Below are 20557 nucleotides of genomic sequence, written 5' to 3'. Positions count from 1 at the left end.
GTCGGTGGCGAAGTGGTGAGGATGCCGGCCGCGGCACGGGGGCACGCGGCCGGCATCCCGTCAGGGGGTCAGAAGGCCTCGACCTCGGCGACCCAGGTGTTCCAGGCGGCGTCCGCCTTCTCCGAGCCGGCGAAGACGCGGTTGACCGCGTTCTGCAGCGCGTCGTGGTACTTGAAGTAGTCCGCGCTCTTGTACGGCTGGACCGTGACGGCCTCGGCGCGGGCTGCGCCGATCTCGCCGGTCTTGGCGTCGCTGTAGTACTCGTTGATGTAGCCGGTCAGATCGGCGTTGCTGTACGCCTCGGGCTGGCTGGGGAACGCGCCGACGTTCACGAACGCCTCGACCTGCTGCTCGGGAGCGGACAGCCAGTCGGCGAGCTTCTGCGCCTCGGCGACGTTCTCACCGTTGGCCGGGATGGTCAGGTACGAGCCGCCCCAGTTGCCGCCGCCGTTGGGGAAGGTGTTCGCGATCTTCCAGTTCTCCTGCTCCGGCGCGTAGCCGGCGATGATGCCCTGCATCCAGCCGGGGCACAGCACCGTGGCGAAGTCGTCGGTCTTGAACGCGGCGACCCAGTCATCGCCCCACTGTGCGGAGTAGGCCGAGTTGGGGACGGCGCGCTCGACGACGCTCTTGTACGCGTCGGCGATCTCGGGGTTCGTGGTCGCGATGACGGTGCCGTCGGGCTCGTCGTAGGTGTACTCCATCTGGTTCACGATGCCCTGGAGCACCGAGTTCGCGGAGTCGATCATGGCGCCGCCGGTCGCCTCCCGGTACTGGTCGGCGACGTCGAAGTAGGTGTTCCAGTCGCCGTCGAACAGCGCCTCGACCTCGGCGGGCTCGCTCGGCAGACCGGCCTTCTCGAAGAGGTCGGCGCGGTAGCAGATGGCCTGCGGACCGATGTCGGTGCCGTAGCCGATGAGGTTGCCCTCGGCATCCGTCGCCGCGGATTCCTTCCAGTCGAGCCAGCGGCCCTTCAGGTCGTCCGGGACCGGCGCGAGCAGGTCGGAGTACTGCATCGCCTCGGACAGCCAGTCGACCTCGACGGCCTCGATGTCGGCGAGCCCGCCCTTGCCGAGCTTCTGGAAGAAGTTCTTGCGCGCGTCGCCGGACTCGGCGGCCTTGTTGTGGACGATGGTGACGTTCGGGTTCTCGTCCTCGTACTTCTGCAGGAACTCGTCCGTGTAGCCGAAGTTGTTGAAGGTGGCGATGGTCAGTGTGACCTTCTCGTCACCGCCGCCGCCGTTGGCGGCGGGCTCGCCGCTGCCGGCGCAGCCGGCGAGGACGAGGGCGGAGGTGGTTGCGACGCCGGCCACCAGGCCGACCCGTCGCAGGGCGCGTGAGTTCACAGGACACTCCTTTGTGATGTGGGCGAGAGCGAGGTGCGTTCTCCCCCAGTTGGGAGCGCTCTCATCGGTCGCCTCGACGCTATGGGATCGCTCCCACGGGTGTCAAGGAACGCCTCCTGCGGGTCCGGTCACGGTTTGGTCACGGCGGGGTGGTGCGCCCGCGCGTCACGCCGCGGATGCCACGCGTAGACTGACAGCGCCCCCTGCCCGCGACATCCCGGAGCTGCTCATGCCCACCATCGTCGTCGACGTCATGCCCAAGGCCGAGCTGCTGGACCCGCAGGGGAAGGCCGTCGCCGGCGCGCTCCACCGTCTCGGTCACGCCGGGTTCGGCGATGTGCGCATCGGAAAGCGCTTCGAGCTCACCGTCGACAGCGCCGACGACGCCACCCTCGCGACCGTGCGACAGGTCGCGGACGAGATCCTCTCCAACTCGGTGATCGAGGACGTCGTGGGCATCGAGGTCGTCGAGTGACCGCGCGCATCGGCGTCATCACCTTCCCGGGCTCGCTCGACGACGGCGATGCTCAGCGCGCCGTCCGTCTCGCCGGCGGCGAGCCGGTCTCGCTCTGGCACGGCTCTCACGACCTCGACGGCGTCGACGCGCTCGTGCTGCCGGGCGGGTTCAGCTACGGCGACTACCTCCGCGCCGGCGCCATCGCGGCACGGGCGCCGATCATGTCCGAGGTGAAGGACGCCGCCGCGAAGGGCATGCCGATCCTCGGCATCTGCAACGGCTTCCAGATGCTCGTCGAGGCGCACCTGCTGCCCGGCGGACTCATCCGCAACGCGCACCAGCAGTTCATCCGCCGCGACCAGCGCCTGATCGTCGAGAACGCGGACACCGCCTGGACGAGCGAGTTCGAGGCTGGCCAGGAGATCATCATCCCGCTCAAGAACGCCGACGGCGGTTATGTCGCCTCCGCCGACACCCTGCAGCGGATCGAGGGCGAGGGCCTCGTCGCCTTCCGCTACGCAGGCGTCAACCCGAACGGGTCGATCGCCGACATCGCCGGTCTCACCAACGAGCGCGGCAACATCGTCGGCCTCATGCCGCACCCCGAGCACGCGATCGAAGCCGGGTTCGGACCGAACACCGCCGCGGCGATGCGTTCGGGCGTCGACGGCCTGCGCTTCTTCACCTCGGCGGTCGCCGCCGTCGTGCACGCCGCCGTCTGACATAGGACCTGCGCGCGCTGCGCGCGGGCTCAGGTCTCGACCTGAGCCGCCAGCCGACGTGCCAGGTATGGAGCGGTGATGCTGGCGGGCTCGGCCGCCACAGCGTCCGGGGGGCCGACCGCGACGATGCGCCCGCCGGCATCCCCGCCGGAGGGCCCGAGGTCGATGACCCAGTCGGCGGCGGCGACGACGTCCATGTCATGCTCGACCACGACCACCGTGTCGCCCGAGTCGACGAGCGCCTGCAGCTGGTCCAGGAGCAGCCGGACGTCGGCTGGGTGGAGCCCCGTCGTCGGCTCGTCCAGCAGGTAGAGGGTGTGCCCGCGGCGTGCGCGCTGCAGCTCGGTCGCGAGCTTGATCCGCTGCGCCTCGCCGCCCGAGAGCTCCGTCGCGGGCTGACCGAGACGCAGGTATCCGAGACCCACATCCCGCAGCGTGCGAAGGCTCCGGGATGCCGAAGGCACGGCATCCAGGACGGCGACCGCCTCGTCGACGGTCATCGCCAGCACGTCGGCGATGGTCCTGCCCTCCCAGGTGACCTCGAGCGTCTCGGCGTTGTACCGCGCCCCCTGGCATGCCGGGCACCGGCCGTAGCTGCCGGGGAGGAAGAGCAGCTCGACCGAGACGTACCCCTCACCGAGGCAGGTCTCGCATCGACCGCCCGGAACGTTGAACGAGAACCGACCGGCGGTGTAGCCCCGCTGCCGGGCGAGGTCCGTAGCCGCGAACAGGGCGCGAACCGTGTCGAACAGCCCGGTGTACGTCGCGAGATTGGACCGCGGCGTCCGGCCGATCGGCTTCTGGTCGACGCGGACGAGCCGGTCGATGCGCTCGAGCCCTGTGATCCGGCCGACGCGAAGTGCCTCGGCGGGGGTTGCCGGCAGGGTCGCCTCCGCGAGCCCCTCGGACGCGGCGGGATCGTCGGGCCCGTCGACATCCGCGTCATCCGCCGCTTCGCCGCGGAGGTGTCGGTGGACGATCTCCCGCAGCACGCGGCTGACCAGGGTGGACTTCCCCGACCCCGAGACGCCGGTGACGGCGACCAGGACTCCCAGCGGGATCTCGGCGTCGACGTCACGGAGGTTGTGGAGCGACACGCCTTCGAGCGAGAGCCGGGCCGTCGGCGCGCGTCGCGGCCGCGGGACGGCGACGGCGTCCCCGTCCTCGGGGAAGAGGAACGGGCGCGTCGCCGACCCGGAGATCGCCGTCAGTCCTTCGACCCTCCCGGAGTAGAGGACGTCGCCGCCGGCTTCGCCCGCACCCGGGCCGACGTCCACGATCCAGTCGGCACGACGGACGACGTCCATGTTGTGCTCGACGACGAAGACGGAGTTGCCCGACGACCGGAGCTGCTCGAGGACGTCGATCAGCGGCTCGGCGTCAGCGGGATGCAGTCCGGCCGACGGCTCGTCGAGCACATAGACCACCCCGAACAGACCGGAGCGCAGCTGCGTGGCCAGGCGCAGCCGCTGCATCTCCCCGGGTGACAGCGTCGTGGTGACCCGGCCGAGACCGAGGTAGCCGAGACCGAGGTGGAGGAGGACCTGGATGCGGCCGAGCAGGTCGGTGGTGAGGGCGACGGCGACGTCGGTCCGCTCGCCGGACTGCGTGGTCGGCAGCGCCGGGGCTGCGTCCTCCAGCAGAGTGGTCGGCCGCAGGACCTCGGCGAGCTCGCGCAGCGGCAGCGCGTTCAACTCGGCGATCGTCCGGCCCGCGAAAGTGACGGCGAGCGCCTCGCGTCGAAGGCCGGTGCCGGAGCACAGCGGGCAGACGCCGGTGCGGACGAAGGCGAGCACCCGGTTCCGCATGGACGCGCTCTTCGAGTCGGCGAGCGTGTGGAACACATACTTCTTCGCGCTCCAGAACATCCCGTTGTACGGCTTGGCGACGCGGTCGCGCTGCGGCGTGATCTGCACCACCGGCTGCTCGTCGGTGAACAGGAGCCACTCGCGATCTGCGGGGTCGAGCTCGCGCCAGGGACGGTCGACGTCATACCCGAGCGCGATGGTGATGTCTCGGAGGTTCTTCGCCTGCCAGGCGCCCGGCCAGGCCGCGATGGCACCGTCGCGGATGCTCAGGGACGTGTCGGGTACGAGCGTGTCCTCGGTCACTGCGTGCGCGACGCCGACGCCATGGCATTCCGGGCAGGCACCGGCAACCGTGTTGGGCGAGAACGCGTCCGAATCGAGACGCGTCGTGGACCCGGGGGGAAAGGTCCCCGCGCGGGAGAAGAGCATGCGCAGCGAGTTCGAGAGCGTCGTCACGGTTCCCACGCTCGAGCGGGAGCTCGGCGCGCCCCGCCGCTGCTGCAGGGCGACGGCCGGCGGCAGGCCGGTGATGGCGCCGACGTGCGGGTCGTGTCCCTGCTGGATCAGGCGGCGCGCGTACGGCGCGACGGACTCGAGGTAGCGGCGCTGGGCCTCGGTGAAGATCGTCCCGAAGGCGAGCGAGGACTTGCCCGAGCCGGACACCCCGGTGAAGGCGACGATCGCATCACGCGGAACGTCGACGTCGACGTTCCGCAGGTTGTTCTCGCTCGCTCCGCGCACGCGGACGAAGGCTTCGGGGGCGCCGCGCGGGTTTTCGAGCATCGGACCAGCCTATGCGCGGGGCAGGGGGATCGGGGCGGCCGTCGGATCGCCGCCGTCGTTCACGCCGCCGTCTGATCAGACGGTCCCGGCCGGCGGCCACACGCCGATGATGACGGCCATCACGAGCGCGGTCACCAGCTCATGGCCGATGTTCATCACGGTCAGATTCGACGGGCGTCCCTCGAAGACGTCGTGGGTGATGAAGCGCGCGGCGGTGAATCCCGCCCACAGCAGCACGGCCGTCACGATCGCCGCCCACAGGTAGGAGCCCTCGTAGAAGTGCCACGCGATCGTCGTGGCACCGGCGAGCACCCACGCGGTCGCGAAGCTGACCGCGACCGTGACGGCGATCGGCAGGGCGGCGGTCGCGGCGGGGCGGTCCATGTCGACCGAGGCGAGCTTCGCCCACCTGGTCCCGAACACCCTCGGGGCGTACCAGATCGAGCCGACGACCATGCTCGAGAGCGTGGCCAGGATGACGGTCCAGTAGTTGATCTCGGGAATCATCTGCGGTCTCCTCGTGTCGGGTTGAGGCGACAGTACCCCGGTGCTGCGAGCCCGGGCTAGCCTCGAAGGCATGGCTTCGATCAGCGTCAGCGTCCCTTCCGAACAGCTCGCCGAGAACCTCGCCGACGTCGAGGGTGCCGACGTCTTCGTGTGGAAGATGGATGGCGCGCCACCCCGGACGGACATCGATCTCGTGGTCCCGCCGTACATGACCGACGGCGATCCGCTCGCCGCCCTGGCAGGCGTCCGGACCCGCCTGGTGCAGAGCCAGTCGATCGGGTACGAGGGCGTGGCGGACAGGCTTCCCGACGGTGTCGTGTACGCCAATGCCGCCACGGTGCACGAGGCGTCCACGGCCGAGCTCGCCCTTGCCCTCACCCTCGGCGCGCAGCGGGAGTTCGTGCGCTTCGTCCAGGCTCAGGAGACCGGGAGCTGGTCGCCGGTCCGCGCCGCGAGCCTCGCCGACCGCCGCGTGCTGGTGCTCGGGTACGGCGGTGTCGGCAAGGCCGTCGCCGCGCGCCTCGCGCCGTTCGAGGTCGAGGTCGTCGCCGTGGCCTCGCATGCACGCACCGAGGCGGGCGTCCAGGTCCACGGCGTCGACGATCTCCCCGACCTGCTGCCGTCGGCCGAGATCGTGGTGCTCACCCTGCCCGGCGGCGATCAGACGAAGCACATCGTCGACGACGCCTTCCTCGCCGCCCTCCCCGACGGCGCCCTCCTCGTCAATGTGGGCCGCGGCTCGCTCGTCGACACCGACGCCCTCGTCGACCACGTGCGACGCGGCCGCATCCGTGCCGCTCTCGACGTCACCGAACCCGAGCCCCTTCCCGCCGACCATCCGCTGTGGACGCTCGAGGGCGTGCTCATCTCGCCGCACGTGGGGGGCGCGACGACGGCGATGTTCCCGCGGGTGGAGCAGCTCATCCGGCGTCAGATCGCCCACCTGCAGCAGGGCGAGGAGCCCGAGAACATCGTCATCCGGACCTGAGCGGGCGGATGCCGGCGCGGGTCAGACCGTGAAGACGCTGTGCACGGGCCCGCAGACCTCCTGGCCGCCGAGCCCCTCGAGCTCCATGAGCACCGCAGTGCCCGCGAGCACGTAGCCGAGCTCGGCGAGCAGCTGCTGTCCGGCGCGCAGGGTGCCGCCGGTCGCCAGCACGTCGTCCACGAGCAGCACGCGCGTGCCGCGCGGCATGTCGTCGGACATCTCGATCGTCGCCGTCCCGTACTCCAGGTCGTAGCTCACCGCGCCGGCCGGGCGGGGCAGCTTGCCGGCCTTCCGGATCGGCGCGAGCCCGGTTCCGGTGGCGGTGGCCACGGCGCCGGCGAGCAGGAAGCCGCGCGCTTCGACCCCGGCGACCACGTCGTAGGTCCCGGCGAACGGCGCCGACAGGGCGTCGACCGCGGCACGGAGCCCGGCGGCGTCGGCCAGCAGCGGGGAGATGTCGCGGAACAGGATGCCCGGCTCGGGGAAGTCGGGGATCGTCGAGATCAGCGACTCGGCGCGGATGAGGGCTTCGGAAGGCACTCGCCCAAGGGTACTCGCGCCGGCGGGCCCGGATGCGCAAGCGCTTGCGCTAAGCTGTCGCGCATGACTTCTTCGACACAGGAATCACGGTCGACGCTGGCTCCGATCGGCGAGAGCCGCCCCGGCTCGGAGTGGTGGCGGACGGCCGTCATCTACCAGATCTACCCCCGCTCCTTCGCCGACGCCTCGGGCGACGGCATCGGCGACCTCCCGGGCATCACCTCGAAGCTCGACGACCTCGCGTCGCTCGGGGTGGATGCCGTCTGGCTCAGCCCCTTCTTCACCTCGCCGCAGAAGGACGCCGGCTACGACGTCGCCGACTACCGCGACGTCGACCCGCTCTTCGGCACCCTCGCCGACTTCGACGACATGCTCGAGGCGGCGCACGCCCGCGGCATCCGCGTCATCGTGGACCTCGTCCCGAACCACTCCTCCGACCAGCACGCCTGGTTCCAGGCCGCCCTCGCCGCGGAGCCGGGCAGTGCGGAGCGCGCGCGCTACATGTTCCGCGACGGCCGGGGCACGAGCGGCGAGCTGCCGCCCAACAACTGGGAATCCGTGTTCGGCGGCCCGGCGTGGACCCGGGTCGAGGACGGCCAGTGGTACCTGCACCTGTTCGACAGCTCGCAGCCCGACTTCGACTGGCACAACGAGGAGGTGCGCGCCGAGTTCCGCGACACGCTCCGGTTCTGGCTCGACCGCGGCGTCGACGGCTTCCGGGTCGACGTGGCGCACGGCCTCATCAAGGCGGAGGGCCTGCCCGACTACACGCCTCCTGTCGAGGCCGACTCGATGGGCGGCGAAGAGCCCGTCCCGTACTGGGGACAGGACGGCGTCCACGATGTGTGGCGCGAGTGGCACCAGGTGCTCGCCGAGTACGAGGGCGACCGTGCCCTGTGCGCCGAGGCATGGCTGCCGACCGTCGACGAGACCGCCAAGTGGGTCCGTCCCGACGAGATGCACCAGGCGTTCAACTTCCCCTACGCGATGAGCGACTGGGACGCCACGCAGCTGCGGGAGGTCATCGGGGAGTCGCTGCGCGCGTTCCCCGCCGTCGGCGCCCCCGCCACCTGGGTCCTCTCGAACCATGACGTCATCCGCCACGCGTCGCGCCTCGACCTGGCCGGACATCCGCAGGGTCACGGCATCGGACCGAAGACCGAGAGCCGCCCCGACCCGGTCGTCGGCCTCCGCCGTGCCCGCGCCGCGACGGCGCTCATGCTGGCCCTCCCCGGCTCGGCCTACCTCTACCAGGGCGAGGAGCTCGGCCTCCCGGAGGCGATCGACCTGCCCGACGACGCGCGCGAGGACCCGACCTGGTTCCGCACCGAGGGCGAGCGCTACGGCCGCGACGGATGCCGCGTGCCGCTCCCGTGGGACTCCGCGGCGCCGGCCTACGGCTTCAGCCCGACCGGCGAGAGCTGGCTGCCGCAGCCGGCGGAATGGGCGGCGATGTCGCGGGACGTCCTCGAGAAGGACCCGGAGTCCACGCTCTGGCTGTACCGGACCCTCCTCGCGACGCGCCGCGCACACGACCTCGGCTCGGGCGAGCTGGAGTGGCTGGACGGCTACGGGGACGACGTCATCGCGTTCCGCAACCACGACGTGACGGTCGTCGCGAACATCGGCGCCGCGTCGGTTCCGCTGCCCGCCGGCACGCTGCTCGTGGCGAGCGACGCGTTCGAGGGCGCCGAGCTCCCGGCCGACACCACCGTGTGGCTCAGCGCGAGCTGACATGACCGGCATCGACGACGTCGCCCGCGCCGCCGGCGTCTCGACGGCCACCGTCTCACGGGCGCTGAGCGGGCGCGGGCGCATCTCCGATGCGACCCGCGTCCGCGTCCGTGCCGCCGCGGCCGACCTCGGCTACGTCGTGTCGTCGGCGGCGTCGACGCTCGCCACCGGCCGTACCGCGAACATCGGCGTCGTCGTGCCGCTCCTCGACCGCTGGTTCTTCTCGAACGTCCTCGACGGCATCGCGAGCGTCCTCGCCGCCCACGGCTACGACATCACGCTGTACAGCATGGGCGACGACCCGGTGCAGCGGGATCGCGTCCTCGACGTGTCGCTGCGCCGCGGGCGGGTCGACGGACTGATCGTGCTGTCGCTCGACCTGGCGGACGACGAGCTCGACCGCCTGCTCGGCCTCGAGCTCCCGATCGTCGGCCTGGGCGCCACGAGCGCCCGACTGCCCGTGCTGCGGGTCGACGACAGCGCCGTCGCGCGCGTCGCCACCGAGCACCTCCTCTCGCTCGGTCACCGGCGCATCGCCCACATCGGCTTCAGCCGCGCCGGCGATCCCGGATTCGACATCCCGTCGCTGCGCCGTGCCGGCTTCGCGGCGGCGATGACGGATGCCGGCATCCCCGATCCGCGCTTCGCCGCCGCCGACTTCACGATCGAGGACGGCCACCGGGCCGCCGCCGACCTGCTGGGAGGCCCTGATCGTCCGAGCGCGATCTTCGCCGCGTCCGACGAGATGGCGTTCGGAGCGCTGTTCGCCGCGCGCGAGCGCGGGCTGGACGTGCCGGGCGACCTCTCGGTGATCGGCGTGGACGGCCACGAGATGAGCGGCTTCTTCGGCCTCACCACGGTCGCGCAGTTCCCGCATGCACAGGGGGAGCGCGCGGGCGAGGCGATCCGCCGACTGGTCGAGGCGGGCGCCGCTCCGGCGGACACCGCACTGCCTTTCGATCTCGTCGTCCGGAGCTCCACCGCAGCGCCGTCACACACCGCCGATCGCGCAGGAGATGCGGAGGCTCGGCCCGTAGGCTCGAAGGCATGACCCTCGACCTCGCCGCGCTCTACACCGATCTGCACCGGCACCCCGAGCTCTCCTTCCAGGAGACCCGGACCGCCGGGGTCATCACGCGCGAGCTCGCCGCCCTGGGACTGGAGTTCGAGGAGGGCGTCGGGCGGACCGGCGTCGTCACGTCGATCCGGAACGGCGACGGCCCGGTGGTCTGGCTGCGCGCCGACATGGACGGGCTGCCCGTCGAGGAGCAGACCGGCCTCGCCTACGCCAGCACCGCCCGCGGCATCGATCCCGCGGGCACCGACGTCCCCGTCATGCATGCGTGCGGGCACGACATGCACGTCACGGCGCTGCTCGGCGCCCTCGAGAAGCTGCAGGCCACGCGCAGCGCGTGGTCGGGCACGGTCGTCGCCGTCTTCCAGCCGGCCGAGGAGTACGGCGCCGGGGCGCAGGCCATGATCGCCGCCGGCGTCCTCGACCGCTACCCTCGCCCCGACATCGTGCTCGGCCAGCACCTGACCCCGCTGCCCGCCGGCGTGATCGGCGTGCGCCCGGGGACCCAGATGGCGGCATCCGACGGTCTCACCGTCGTGCTGCACGGCCGCGGCGGCCACGGCTCCCGCCCGCACGCGACGATCGACCCGATCGTCATGGCCGCCTCGACCGTGATGCGGCTGCAGACCATCGTCTCCCGCGAGGTCGACCCGCGCGAGATGGCGGTCGTGACGGTCGGCTCGATCCACGCCGGGCTGAAGAACAACATCATCCCCGCCGAAGCGAGGCTCGAGCTGAGCCTCCGCTACCCCGACGACACCGCGCGCGCCGACATCCTCGAGCGCGTCGAGCGGGTCGTCCGCGCCGAGGCGCTCGCCTCCGGCGCCGAGGTGGAGCCGGTCATCACGACGCAGCACACCCTCCCTCCGACGATCAACGACGCGGATGCCACGGCTCGGCTCACGTCCGCGTTCGAGCACGCCTTCGGCGACGGCACCGTCGTCGACCCCGGGATGTTCACGGGCAGCGAGGACGTCTCGTGGTTCGCCCGCGAGGCGGGCGTCCCGCTCGTCTACTGGTTCTGGGGCGGCGTCGACCCGCAGGAGTACGCCGACGCCGTCGCCGCGGGGACCGTCTCCCGCGACATCCCGACGAACCATTCGCCCTTCTTCGCACCCGTCCTGCACCCGACGATCGAGCGCGGCGTCGACGCCCTCACGGTGGCCGCGCGGGAGTTCCTCGCATGACCGACCGCCTCGATGCCGACGAGCGCCCCGACCGCACGCCGATCGTCCTCGGCGTGATCGCCGCCGTCCTGCTGGTCGCCGTGATCGTCGCCGTGTCGATCCTGTTCTCCCGGCAGTCGGCGAATGACGCCCCGCCGCCGGCGCCCGCGTCGAGCGAGGCACCGCCCGCGACCGGCCCGTCGGACGACGAATCGGCGGCGCCGGAGGAGCCCGAAGAGGTCGAGCCCTCTGCGATGATCGCGCTCAACGGGCGCGGCTTCACGCTGGTCCAGGCGGACGGCACCGAGTTCAGCCACACCTGGGCAGACGACCCGCAGGCGGCGATCGACGCACTCACCGAGCTGTTCGGGGAGGAGCCGACCGAGGACTTCCAGAACGGCGACGCCGAGAACTGGGCCTACAACATCTACGTCTGGGACGGTCTGCGGTTCTACGACGTGTTCCTGGGCGACGGGGGCCGCTCGCGCGGCGAGGTCCCGGCCCCGACCTACGTGACCGTGACCGGCGGTGCGCCGTCGACGGTGGGGATGGGGAACGAGTTCGGCGTGGCGATCGGCGATCCCATCGACAGGGTGCGCGCGCTCGACCCCGTCGACGAGGTCGAGCTGTCCGGCGGCGGGGTGCGGCTCGTGCTCGGTGAGGGCCGCGGCACGTTCTACAACGACGGCGAGCGCACCTTCAGCGCGTTCGTGCAGTCGGATGCCGCCGGCGACGAGGTCGCGACGATCACCTACACCTTCCGCGCGCGCGGGCAGTAAGGACATTCGCGAGGGGACGAGCGGGCGCGGCGCCCCGGCGCCGTTGCGTGCCGGTTCCGGCAGGCGTAATGTCGCCCGCCGTGGCTCCCGAAAGTCGCGACCCCGAGACGGCCGCATCACCCATCGTCAAACGCATCCTGATCGGCGACCCCCTCACCTCCGAGAAGCTCGACGGGCAGCTCCTGCCCAAGAAGCGCGCGCTGCCGATCTTCGCCTCCGACGCGCTCTCGTCGGTCGCGTACGCCCCGCAGGAGCTGCTCATGATCCTGCTCGTGGGCGGGACGGCGTTCCTCGCGTTCTCGCCGGCTGTCGCGGGCGCCGTGGTGCTCCTGCTGGTCGTCGTCGTCCTCAGCTATCGCCAGCTCATCAAGGCGTATCCCTCGGGCGGCGGGGATTACGAGGTGGCGCGGACGAACCTGGGCGAGAAGGCCGGGGTCGTGGTCGGGTCCGCGCTCCTCGTGGACTACGTCCTGACGGTCGCCGTGTCGATCTCCTCCGGCGTCGACAACATCATCTCGGCCTTCCCGGACCTCGACCCCTGGCGCGTGGAGTTGGCGGTCGGCTTCGTGGTCCTGCTGGTGATCGTGAACCTGCGGGGTGTGCGGGAGGCGTCGCAGGCCTTCGCGATCCCGACGTACGTCTTCATCGGCTCGGTCGCCGTCATGGTCGCCACGGGGCTGTTCCGGTGGCTCGTCGGCGACGCCCCGGTCGCCTCGAGCGCGCAGTACGCCGTCGAGGCGGAGAGCCTCTCGCAGGTGGCCGTCATCCTGCTGCTCCTGCGGGCGTTCTCGAGCGGGTGCTCGGCGCTGACCGGCGTCGAGGCGGTCAGCAACGGCGTACCCGCCTTCCGCGCCCCGAAGGTGCGCAACGCCCAGACGACGCTCGTCCTCATGGGCGGCATCGCGATCCTGCTGTTCGCCGGTCTGACGGCGCTCGCCCTCGTCGCGGGCGTGCACTACGCCGAGGATCCGTGCGCTCTCGTCGGCTTCGACTGCGCGGCGGGCCCGCAGCCGAGCCTCATGGCTCAGGTCTCCGCCGCGACGTTCGGGGCGTCGTCGCCGCTGTTCTTCCTCGTCCAGGCCGCGACGGCGTGCGTCCTGCTCCTCGCCGCCAACACCGCCTTCAACGGCTTCCCGCTCCTCGGCGCGGTGCTGGCCCGCGACGGCTACGCCCCGAAGGCGCTGAACTCCCGCGGCGACCGTCTCGTCTTCTCCAACGGCATGATCATCCTCGGCCTGGCCGCGATCGCTGTGCTCGTGGTCTTCCAGGCGAAGCTGACGACGCTCATCCAGCTCTACATCATCGGCGTGTTCGTCTCGTTCTCGCTCGGCCAGCTCGGCATGGTGAGGCACTGGCGACGGGAGCTGCGCTTCTGCCGGACGGATGCCGGGGCTCGGCGATCGGCACGGATCGGCCTGCTGATCAACGGCGTCGGCACCGTGTTCACCGTCGCCGTGCTGCTCGTGGTGACGGTGACGAAGTTCACTCACGGCGCGTGGCTGGTGTTCCTCGCGATGCCGGTGTTGTCGCTGCTGATGATCGGGGTCAACCGCTACTACCGCGACGTCGAGCATGAGATCGCGATGGACGACACGGTGCGGTACGGATCGACCGGCGACCTCGCGATCATCCTGGTCGGGACGCTGCAGAAGCCGGCCGCGAAGGCGATCGACTACGCCCTCGCGGCCCGGCACGAGAAGACGGTCGCGGTCCACGTCGCCGTCACCTCCGATGACCTCGCCCAGCTGCAGGCCGATTGGGAGGTGCACGACATCCCGGTCCCGCTCGTGATCATCGACTCGCCGTACCGGCACTACGCGGCTCCCCTCATCGGCTTCATCGAGAAGTACCGGGCCGAGCATGGTCCGGCGGTCGTGACCGTCTACCTGCCGCAGTACATCGTCGGCCACTGGTGGGAGGCGCCGCTGCACAATCGGCGCGCGCGCCGGATCGCCCATCAGCTGATGCTCGTCCACGGCGTCACCGTCACCCTCGTGCCCTGGCTGCTCGACTCGTCGGAGATCATCTACGGCCGTCGATCCCGACCGCTTCCCGGCGCCGATCGGGGCGGTCACCCGCAGGCGCACTTCGGCCTGGTGGAGCACTCCGAGTCCTGACGGCCACCGAGCCAGAACCGCCCCGGCGGCGTAGCCTAGGAGGATGACTTCTTCCGCGCTTTCCGAGACGGCCACGCTCGACGCCGCCGCACTGCGCGCTGACTTCCCCATCCTGCAGCAGGAGGTCAACGGGCAGCCGCTCGTCTACCTCGACTCCGCGGCGACGAGCCAGAAGCCGCGGCAGGTGCTGCAGGCGGAGTACGACTTCCTGACCCGCAGCAACGCCGCCGTCCACCGCGGCGCCCACACCCTCGCCGCCGAGGCGACCGACCTGTTCGAGGATGCCCGCGCCACCGTCGCCCGCTTCGTCGGCGCCCGCCCCGAGCAGCTCGTCTGGACGAGCGGTGCGACCCTCGGCCTCAACCTCGTCGCCTACGCGATCAGCAACGCGACGACGGGCCGGGGCGCGCCGGCATCCGCCCGCTTCGCCCTCGCTCCCGGCGACGAGATCCTGACGACCGAGACCGAGCACCACGCCAACCTCATCCCGTGGCAGGAACTCGCCGCGCGCACCGGTGCGGTGCTGCGTCACATCCCGGTCCGCGACGACGGCACCCTCGACCTCGACGCGGCGGGCGGACTCGTCGGCGAGCGCACCCGCATCCTGGCGTTCTCGCACGTGTCGAACGTGCTCGGCATCGTCAACCCGGTGAGCGAGCTCGTCGACCTCGCCCGGTCGGTCGGCGCGCTGACCGTGATGGATGCCTGCCAGTCGGCCCCGCACCTGCGTCTCGACCTTCCGGCGCTCGGCGTCGACCTCGCCGTGTTCAGCGGGCACAAGATGCTGGGCCCGTACGGCATCGGCGGCCTCTACGGTCGTAGCGAGGTGCTCGAAGCCCTGCCGCCGTTCCTCACCGGCGGTTCGATGATCACGACCGTCACGCTCGACGACGCCGGCTACCTGCCGCCGCCGCAGCGGTTCGAGGCCGGCACGCAGCCGATCGGCCCGGCGATCGGCCTCGCCGCCGCCGTCCGCTACCTCGACGACGTCGGCCTGGCCGCCGTGCACGCCCACGAGGCGCGCCTGGCGGCCCGCATGCGCGACGGCCTCGTCGGGGTGCCCGGCATCCGCCTGCTCGGCGACGCACCCGGTGCCGAGCGCGTCGGCCTGTGGGCCTTCGAGGTCGCCGGTGTGCACGCGCACGATGCCGGACAGTTCCTCGATGCGCAGGGGATCGCCGTCCGCGTCGGGCATCACTGCGCCGCCCCGCTGCACCGTCGGTTCGGCATGACGGCATCCGTCCGTGCGTCGGCGGCGCTCTACAACACCGAAGCCGACGTCGACGCCTTCCTGGACGCCGTCAGCGGCATCCGCGACTACTTCGGAGCGAACGCATGAACGGTCTCGACTCGCTGTACCAGGAGCTGATCCTGGACCACTCGAAGCACCCCCACGGCGTGGGCCTGTCGCCCGAGCAGGGACGCACCGCCAGCTCGCACCAGCACAACCCGATGTGCGGCGACGACATCACCCTCCGCGTCCGCGTCGACGACGCCGGGGAGCGCCTCGTCGACCTGTCCTGGGAGGGCGCGGGCTGCTCGATCTCGCAGGCGTCCGCCTCGATGCTCGCCGCCCTCGTCGAGGAGGACGGCGGCACCGATGGCATGCCCCGCGAGGATGCGCTGCGGCTGATCGAGGGTTTCCGCGAGGCACTCCGCTCCCGCGGGACCATTCCGCTCGACGAGGAGACCTACGCGGATGCCGCCGCCCTGTCGGGCGTCTCGAAGTTCTCCGCCCGGGTCAAGTGCGCCATGCTCGCGTGGGTCGCGCTCGAGGACGCGCTCGCCCGGGCCTGACCTCAGGCGGGGGCGAGCACCGTCTCCTCGAGGCGGGCGTACGACGTCTCCATGCCGTCCGTCATCCCGGTGGCGAGGATCATGTCGCGGGTCTCCTTGTCGGGGTACTCGATGAGGATCGTGATGAGCGTCGCGCCGTCCTCCTCGTAGAGCTGCAGATCGTTGATCGTCGACGGCCCGTCCATGCCCGTCATCTTCTCGGTGGTCACCGCCCGCCGGGGGGCCTCGACCAGCAGCGCCTCGCCTTCGAAGCCGAACGCCGTCTCGGGCGCCCCTTCCTGCTCCCAGGCGTACCGGTACGCGTCACCTTCGGCGAGCGCCGGCTCGGCGACGGTCATCACCCAGCCCTCCGGTCCCCGCAGCCACCGCTTGAGCAGCTCGGAGTCGTGGTGGGCACGCCAGACGAGCTCGCGCGATCCCTCGATCAGCCGGGTGATGCGCACGTGCGTGTCGTCGAGGAGCTCGGTGCGCGTGCCCTCGCCCTGGGCGTAGTCCCGCAGGTCCTGCAGCACCGCGTCGAGCTGGGCCAGCGCCATGCGCGAACCGTCGATCGCCCCCATCGCGACGACCTCCTCGAGCGCGTCGGCGGTGGAGAAGTAGGTCGTGTTGGTGAGTCGCGATCCCGCGTCGGTCGACGCGAACGCGAACGTCATCCGCATCTGCGGGAACCCGTCCATCGGCGCGCCGTCGGCATCGACGAAACGGTCGATCACCTCGAACGATCGGCCGTCGTCGATCGAGAGGAACTCCCAGCTGCCGCGGGATCTCTCTCCCTTCGGGCTGGTCATCGCGTACTGCGCGTACCCGCCGACGGCGAAGTCGAACGCGGTGAAATCCGCGGGCCACCCGGGAGGACCCCAGAACCGCTCGAGCTGGCGCGGCTCGGTGAACGCCCGCCACAGGCGGTCGACGGGCGCAGCCGCGTCGGCGGTGACCGTCATCGTGAGGGCTTCGGCATCGGTGGTGATGTCGGTGACAGGCATGTCGTGCTCCTTCGTTCGGTGTTCGTAGGGTGCCGGAACGGCGGGGTCACTCGGGGTCGGCGAGCAGGGCGTCGAGGCGGTCGATCCGGCCGCGCCACATCTCCTCGTAGCGACCGAGCAGCGCGCGGGCGCGGGCGATCATGTCCGGCGCCGCTCGGACGAGGCGTTCACGGCCCTCGGCGCGCTTGACGATGAGCTCGGCCGCCTCGAGGACGGCCACGTGCTTCTGCACGGCGGCGAAGGACATCTCGTAATCCGCCGCGAGCGTGGAGACCGACTGCTCGCGCTCGATCGTCCGGCGGAGGATGTCGCGACGTGTCGCGGCGGCGAGGGCGGAGAACACCCGGTCGATCTGCTCATCGGTCAGCTCGCTCTGCGGAGGGGAGGATTGTGCAACCATTTGGTTGTACGTTAGGACTCGCCGGGTCCGCTGTCAACACCCCCGGCGGTCGGCGCTCCGATCAGCCGAGCGATGCGCAGGCGACGCACATCGTGGCCTGGGGACGCGCCTCCAGACGCGCCGACGGGATCGGCTCGCCGCATCGGACGCACCGGCCGTAGGTCCCCGCCCCGACGCGCGCGAGCGCCGCATCCACCTCGCCCAGCTCGCCGCGCGTCGACGCCCGCACGGCGGACACGCGCTGCCACTCCCCCGACAGCGTCGACCCCTCCGGGTCGTGCTCGTCGTCCGCGGTGGCGTCCGCACGGTCCGCGCGCAGCGACGCGTCGTCGGCGTCGAGGCGCCGGAGCAGGTCCGAGAGCTCCGCCCGGCGGCGCTCGAGCTGTGCGATCGGGTCCGCGGCATCCACGCGCTCATCGTAGGCCGGGCCCGGACCACGGCGGGCGCAGCCATCCGCCGCTGTCAAGACCGTGGCCTTACCGCCCGCGGAACGGACAGGGTGGTCCTACCGACTACGAAGGAGACGTCATGACCGACAGGGATTATGACACCGACGAGATGCCCGACACGGAGGACCTCGAGGAGCCGAGCGTCGCGAAGGATCCCGGCGAGGAGCCGACGGCGCCCGCGGGCGCCGAAGAGAGCGGCGACGACGCCAGCCACCGCGCGGTGGGCATCGGCGTCATCGACTCCGACGGCGGGCCCGATGACGCGTCCGGCGACGACTCCGGCGGCGACCCGGGCGAGGACCCCGACGAGGACCCGTACGAGAACTGAGCGAGGCACCGACCTCAGGGGCGCTCGGTAGGATGTGGCTCAAGCCCACCTCGAGTCTTGGAGCCCATCCGCGTGAGCACCCCTGTCAACTCATCCGTCGCTGACACCGTCGAGAACGCCGTCGCCACGCCGGAGAAGGAGCAGCCGTACGCGGCGCTCGGTCTCAAGGCCGACGAGTACGACCGCATCCGAGAGATCCTCGGCCGCCGCCCCACCTCGGGCGAGCTGGCCATGTACTCGGTGATGTGGAGCGAGCACTGCTCGTACAAGTCGTCGAAGGTCTACCTGCGCCGCTTCGGCGCGAAGGTCAGCGATGAGATGCGCGAGCGCCTCATGGTCGGCATGGGCCAGAACGCCGGCGTCGTCGACGTCGGCGAGGGGTGGGCGGTCACCTTCAAGGTCGAGTCCCACAACCACCCGAGCTACATCGAGCCGTTCCAGGGTGCCGCGACCGGCGTCGGCGGCATCGTCCGCGACATCATCTCGATGGGCGCACGCCCCGTGGCGGTCATGGACCAGCTGCGCTTCGGCGCGATCGACAACCCCGACACCGCCCGCGTCGTGCACGGCGTGGTCTCCGGCATCAGCTTCTACGGCAACTGCCTCGGGCTCCCGAACATCGGCGGCGAGACCGTCTTCGACGCCGTCTATCAGGGCAACCCGCTCGTCAACGCCCTCGCGGTCGGCGTCATGCGCCACGAGGACATCAAGCTCGCCAACGCGACCGGGGCCGGCAACAAGGTCGTGCTGTTCGGCGCGCGCACCGGCGGCGACGGCATCGGCGGCGCGTCGATCCTCGCATCCGACACCTTCGCCGACGGCGGCCCCACCAAGCGCCCCGCGGTGCAGGTGGGCGACCCGTTCGCCGAGAAGGTCCTCATCGAGTGCTGCCTCGAGCTCTATCAGGGCGAGCTCGTCGAAGCGATCCAGGACCTCGGCGCAGCGGGGATCTCCTGCGCGACGAGCGAACTGGCCGCCAACGGCGGGTCGGGCATGCGCGTCGACCTCGAGAACGTGCTGCTGCGCGACCCCACGCTCACGCCGGAGGAGATCCTCATGAGCGAGAGCCAGGAGCGCATGATGGCCATCGTCGCGCCCGAGAAGCTCGACGCGTTCCTGGCCGTGGTCCGGAAGTGGGACGTCGAGACGAGCGTGCTCGGCGAGGTGACCGGCGACGGTCGACTGCAGATCTTCTGGCACGGCGAGCAGATCGTCGACGTCGACCCCTCGACGGTCGCCGTCGACGGCCCCGTCTACGAGCGCCCCGTCGCCTACCCGACGTGGATCGACGCGCTCCGCGAGGACTCGGCGTCCGCCCTCGACCGGAGCGATGACCCCGAGACCCTCCGCACCCAGTTCCTGCAGCTGCTCGGCAGCCCGAACCTGGCCGACACGTCCTGGATCACCAACCAGTACGACTACTACGTCATGGGCAACACGGCCCTGAGCTTCCCCGACGACGCCGGCATGATCCGCGTCGACGAGGAATCCGGCCTCGGCTTCGCGATCGCGACCGACTGCAACGGCCGCTACTGCCAGCTCGACCCGTACGCCGGCGCCCAGCTGGCGCTCGCGGAGGCGTACCGGAACGTCGCGGTGACCGGCGCCGTGCCGACCGCCGTCACCGACTGCCTGAACTTCGGCAGCCCGGAGAACCCCGAGGTCATGTGGCAGTTCGGGCAGGCCGTCGACGGCCTCGCCGACGCCTGCTTCGAGCTCGGCGTGCCCGTCACGGGCGGCAACGTGAGCTTCTACAACCAGACCGGCGACCAGCCCATCTTCCCGACCCCCGTCGTGGGCGTCCTGGGGATCATCGACGACGTCGCCCGCCGCATCCCGAGCGGCTGGCAGGATGCCGGCGAGAACATCTACCTGCTCGGCACCACCTCGACCGAGCTCGACGGGTCCGCGTGGGCGGGCACCGTGCACGGCCACCTCGGCGGCCGTCCGCCGAAGGTGGACCTCGCCGGCGAGCGGACGCTGGCGGGCCTCCTCCAGGCGGCCCGCGACGAGATGCTCGTCTCGAGCGCGCACGACCTGTCCGCCGGCGGCCTGGGCCAGGCCCTCGCCGAGGCCGTAACCCGCTTCGGCGTCGGGGCGCGTGTCTGGCTGACCGAGCTCATGGAGCGCGACGGCGTCGACGCCGCGACCGCGCTGTTCAGCGAGTCGACCGGTCGCGTCATCGTGTCGGTCCCGCGCGAGGAGGACGTGAAGTTCCGCGGACTCTGCGAGGGACGCGGGTACCCGGTGCTGCGCATCGGCGTGACCGATCCCGCCGCCGACGGCGACGAGCCGGCCCTCGAGGTGCAGGACGTGTTCACGCTCACCGTCTCGGAGCTCCGCGGGATCTCGAAGGCGACCCTGCCGGCGGCGTTCGGCCCGGTCGTCGACGAGGTGACGGCATGAGCGACGACCCCGAGTACGCCGAGTTCGCCGGTCGCCGCCGCGCCCGGACCCGCATGGTGGCGTGGATCGTCATCGTGGCGATGGTCCTCGTCGGCGGCGGCGCCACGGTGCTGAGCCTGCTGTTCGGTTGAGCCCCCTGTTCCGCTGAGCCCGCTGTTGGGCTGAGCGGGCT

General features: G+C 71.3%; 20 protein-coding genes. 13 read left to right on the top strand and 7 right to left on the bottom strand.

Annotated features, from left to right (window positions below; translation table 11 throughout):
• Nucleotides 1-68: 68 nt before the first annotated feature.
• Complete coding sequence (locus AB3M83_RS02090) at nt 69-1346, bottom strand: ABC transporter substrate-binding protein (RefSeq protein WP_412944736.1); 1278 nt, start codon at nt 1344-1346, stop codon at nt 69-71.
• A gap of 229 nt (nt 1347-1575) precedes the next feature.
• Here AB3M83_RS02090 and purS point away from each other — a divergent pair, with 229 nt between their 5' ends.
• Nucleotides 1576-1821 (top strand): phosphoribosylformylglycinamidine synthase subunit PurS, encoded by a 246-nt coding sequence (gene purS, locus AB3M83_RS02085; RefSeq protein WP_412944735.1) that lies wholly within the window; start codon nt 1576-1578, stop codon nt 1819-1821.
• Nucleotides 1818-2525 carry a phosphoribosylformylglycinamidine synthase subunit PurQ gene (purQ, locus tag AB3M83_RS02080; protein ID WP_412944734.1) on the top strand — a complete coding sequence of 236 codons (708 nt, stop codon included), beginning with the start codon at nt 1818-1820 and terminating at the stop codon, nt 2523-2525. Before purS ends, purQ begins: the two co-directional genes overlap by 4 nt.
• A 29-nt stretch (nt 2526-2554) precedes the next feature.
• Here the strand turns inward: purQ and AB3M83_RS02075 are convergent, their stop codons facing one another.
• Nucleotides 2555-5116 (bottom strand): excinuclease ABC subunit UvrA, encoded by a 2562-nt coding sequence (locus AB3M83_RS02075; RefSeq protein WP_412944733.1) that lies wholly within the window; start codon nt 5114-5116, stop codon nt 2555-2557.
• A 75-nt stretch (nt 5117-5191) separates the two neighbouring features.
• Nucleotides 5192-5623, bottom strand: coding sequence for a DUF1761 domain-containing protein (locus AB3M83_RS02070; RefSeq protein WP_412944732.1), 432 nt, complete (start codon nt 5621-5623; stop codon nt 5192-5194).
• Nucleotides 5624-5693: 70 nt separating this feature from the next.
• On the opposite strand from AB3M83_RS02070, the gene AB3M83_RS02065 reads away from it, so the two are divergent.
• Nucleotides 5694-6611: a 2-hydroxyacid dehydrogenase gene (locus AB3M83_RS02065; protein ID WP_412944731.1), complete on the top strand. Its 918-nt coding sequence runs from the start codon at nt 5694-5696 to the stop codon at nt 6609-6611.
• A 21-nt stretch (nt 6612-6632) separates the two neighbouring features.
• Here AB3M83_RS02065 and AB3M83_RS02060 read toward each other — a convergent pair whose 3' ends face one another.
• Nucleotides 6633-7151: an adenine phosphoribosyltransferase gene (locus AB3M83_RS02060; protein WP_412944730.1), complete on the bottom strand. Its 519-nt coding sequence runs from the start codon at nt 7149-7151 to the stop codon at nt 6633-6635.
• Between the two features lie 63 nt (nt 7152-7214).
• Here AB3M83_RS02060 and AB3M83_RS02055 point away from each other — a divergent pair, with 63 nt between their 5' ends.
• From AB3M83_RS02055 to sufU, 7 genes are all read left to right on the top strand, one after another.
• A complete protein-coding gene (locus tag AB3M83_RS02055) occupies nt 7215-8885 on the top strand; it encodes a glycoside hydrolase family 13 protein (RefSeq protein WP_412944729.1) in 1671 nt (556 codons plus the stop codon).
• A 1-nt stretch (nt 8886) separates the two neighbouring features.
• Nucleotides 8887-9936 (top strand): LacI family DNA-binding transcriptional regulator, encoded by a 1050-nt coding sequence (locus AB3M83_RS02050; RefSeq protein WP_412944728.1) that lies wholly within the window; start codon nt 8887-8889, stop codon nt 9934-9936.
• Complete coding sequence (locus AB3M83_RS02045; protein WP_412944727.1) at nt 9933-11147, top strand: amidohydrolase; 1215 nt, start codon at nt 9933-9935, stop codon at nt 11145-11147. Before AB3M83_RS02050 ends, AB3M83_RS02045 begins: the two co-directional genes overlap by 4 nt.
• The gene (locus tag AB3M83_RS02040; protein ID WP_412944725.1) at nt 11144-11905 is read left to right on the top strand and encodes a hypothetical protein; all 762 of its coding nucleotides are present in this window, start codon (nt 11144-11146) and stop codon (nt 11903-11905) included. Before AB3M83_RS02045 ends, AB3M83_RS02040 begins: the two co-directional genes overlap by 4 nt.
• Before the next feature lie 68 nt (nt 11906-11973).
• Nucleotides 11974-14022, top strand: a complete 2049-nt coding sequence (locus AB3M83_RS02035; RefSeq protein ID WP_412944724.1) for an APC family permease — start codon at nt 11974-11976, stop codon at nt 14020-14022.
• 43 nt (nt 14023-14065) lie between these two features.
• Complete coding sequence (locus AB3M83_RS02030; RefSeq protein WP_412944723.1) at nt 14066-15361, top strand: aminotransferase class V-fold PLP-dependent enzyme; 1296 nt, start codon at nt 14066-14068, stop codon at nt 15359-15361.
• Nucleotides 15358-15819, top strand: coding sequence for a Fe-S cluster assembly sulfur transfer protein SufU (gene sufU / locus AB3M83_RS02025; protein WP_412944722.1), 462 nt, complete (start codon nt 15358-15360; stop codon nt 15817-15819). Before AB3M83_RS02030 ends, sufU begins: the two co-directional genes overlap by 4 nt.
• Before the next feature lie 2 nt (nt 15820-15821).
• On the opposite strand, the gene AB3M83_RS02020 is transcribed toward sufU, so the two are convergent.
• The 3 genes from AB3M83_RS02020 to AB3M83_RS02010 all read right to left on the bottom strand — a co-directional run bounded on the left by AB3M83_RS02020 (nt 15822) and on the right by AB3M83_RS02010 (nt 17611).
• Entirely contained in the window at nt 15822-16802 is a 981-nt protein-coding gene (locus tag AB3M83_RS02020; protein ID WP_412944721.1) for an SRPBCC family protein, read from the bottom strand.
• Nucleotides 16803-16848: 46 nt separating this feature from the next.
• On the bottom strand, nt 16849-17202 hold the full coding sequence (locus tag AB3M83_RS02015) for an ArsR/SmtB family transcription factor (RefSeq protein ID WP_412944719.1): 354 nt from the start codon (nt 17200-17202) through the stop codon (nt 16849-16851).
• Between the two features lie 61 nt (nt 17203-17263).
• Nucleotides 17264-17611 carry a TraR/DksA family transcriptional regulator gene (locus AB3M83_RS02010; protein ID WP_412944718.1) on the bottom strand — a complete coding sequence of 116 codons (348 nt, stop codon included), beginning with the start codon at nt 17609-17611 and terminating at the stop codon, nt 17264-17266.
• A gap of 119 nt (nt 17612-17730) precedes the next feature.
• Between AB3M83_RS02010 and AB3M83_RS02005 the strand changes: the two genes are divergently transcribed.
• From AB3M83_RS02005 to AB3M83_RS01995, 3 genes are all read left to right on the top strand, one after another.
• Entirely contained in the window at nt 17731-17979 is a 249-nt protein-coding gene (locus AB3M83_RS02005) for a hypothetical protein (RefSeq protein WP_412944717.1), read from the top strand.
• Nucleotides 17980-18051: 72 nt separating this feature from the next.
• On the top strand, nt 18052-20385 hold the full coding sequence (gene purL, locus AB3M83_RS02000; RefSeq protein ID WP_412944716.1) for a phosphoribosylformylglycinamidine synthase subunit PurL: 2334 nt from the start codon (nt 18052-18054) through the stop codon (nt 20383-20385).
• Nucleotides 20382-20516 carry a hypothetical protein gene (locus tag AB3M83_RS01995; protein WP_412944715.1) on the top strand — a complete coding sequence of 45 codons (135 nt, stop codon included), beginning with the start codon at nt 20382-20384 and terminating at the stop codon, nt 20514-20516. The genes purL and AB3M83_RS01995 overlap by 4 nt, the downstream gene beginning before the upstream one ends.
• Nucleotides 20517-20557: the final 41 nt, after the last annotated feature.

Source organism: Microbacterium pasadenense (genome assembly GCF_047246565.1).
Lineage (GTDB): Bacteria > Actinomycetota > Actinomycetes > Actinomycetales > Microbacteriaceae > Microbacterium.
This window is presented reverse-complemented; position numbering and strand designations above follow the sequence as displayed.

Bases quoted from the DNA above. Each gene is read 5' to 3' on its own strand.
- AB3M83_RS02005 (WP_412944717.1), top strand. From the start codon at position 17,731: ATGACCGACAGGGATTATGACACCGACGAGATGCCCGACACGGAGGAC.
- AB3M83_RS02035 (WP_412944724.1), top strand. From the start codon at position 11,974: ATGTCGCCCGCCGTGGCTCCCGAAAGTCGCGACCCCGAGACGGCCGCA.
- AB3M83_RS02030 (WP_412944723.1), top strand. From the start codon at position 14,066: ATGACTTCTTCCGCGCTTTCCGAGACGGCCACGCTCGACGCCGCCGCA.
- AB3M83_RS01995 (WP_412944715.1), top strand. From the start codon at position 20,382: ATGAGCGACGACCCCGAGTACGCCGAGTTCGCCGGTCGCCGCCGCGCC.
- AB3M83_RS02020 (WP_412944721.1), bottom strand. From the start codon at position 16,802: ATGCCTGTCACCGACATCACCACCGATGCCGAAGCCCTCACGATGACG.
- AB3M83_RS02070 (WP_412944732.1), bottom strand. From the start codon at position 5,623: ATGATTCCCGAGATCAACTACTGGACCGTCATCCTGGCCACGCTCTCG.
- AB3M83_RS02045 (WP_412944727.1), top strand. From the start codon at position 9,933: ATGACCCTCGACCTCGCCGCGCTCTACACCGATCTGCACCGGCACCCC.
- AB3M83_RS02015 (WP_412944719.1), bottom strand. From the start codon at position 17,202: ATGGTTGCACAATCCTCCCCTCCGCAGAGCGAGCTGACCGATGAGCAG.
- AB3M83_RS02075 (WP_412944733.1), bottom strand. From the start codon at position 5,116: ATGCTCGAAAACCCGCGCGGCGCCCCCGAAGCCTTCGTCCGCGTGCGC.
- AB3M83_RS02065 (WP_412944731.1), top strand. From the start codon at position 5,694: ATGGCTTCGATCAGCGTCAGCGTCCCTTCCGAACAGCTCGCCGAGAAC.
- purS (WP_412944735.1), top strand. From the start codon at position 1,576: ATGCCCACCATCGTCGTCGACGTCATGCCCAAGGCCGAGCTGCTGGAC.
- AB3M83_RS02050 (WP_412944728.1), top strand. From the start codon at position 8,887: ATGACCGGCATCGACGACGTCGCCCGCGCCGCCGGCGTCTCGACGGCC.
- AB3M83_RS02055 (WP_412944729.1), top strand. From the start codon at position 7,215: ATGACTTCTTCGACACAGGAATCACGGTCGACGCTGGCTCCGATCGGC.
- AB3M83_RS02040 (WP_412944725.1), top strand. From the start codon at position 11,144: ATGACCGACCGCCTCGATGCCGACGAGCGCCCCGACCGCACGCCGATC.
- sufU (WP_412944722.1), top strand. From the start codon at position 15,358: ATGAACGGTCTCGACTCGCTGTACCAGGAGCTGATCCTGGACCACTCG.